This window comes from Anaerococcus lactolyticus ATCC 51172, assembly GCF_000156575.1.
In the GTDB taxonomy this organism is placed as follows: Bacteria; Bacillota; Clostridia; order Tissierellales; family Peptoniphilaceae; genus Anaerococcus; species Anaerococcus lactolyticus.
In genome coordinates, this window is record NZ_GG666162.1 from 1 (window position 1) to 241 (window position 241).

Consider the following 241-nt stretch of genomic DNA (forward strand, 5'->3'; position numbering starts at 1 on the left):
GTTGCCCGACGTAGCGCTCGCGGTCGGAGTTGCTGCGCAGCAGCTCCACGCGGCGGTCCTTCTCCGGCTGGGTCGGCGAGATCAGGTTGAGGGTGAGCCGATCCGGACGGCTGTTGCCGGTCAGGCGCACTTCGACTTCGCCGGTCAGGTCGTCGACCTTGACCTTGGCGTGCACCTGCAGGCGTACGGCCAGGTTCTCGCGTTCCAGGGAGCGGTTGATGCCCTTGCCGGCCTCGTAGTA

Annotated in this window: 1 protein-coding gene; it reads right to left on the reverse strand. The window is 67.2% G+C overall.

All coding sequences use genetic code 11. The features are described from left to right. The coding region (locus tag HMPREF0072_RS11635; RefSeq protein ID WP_211204249.1) for a FixH family protein at positions 1 to 241 on the reverse strand (241 nt) is incomplete at both ends.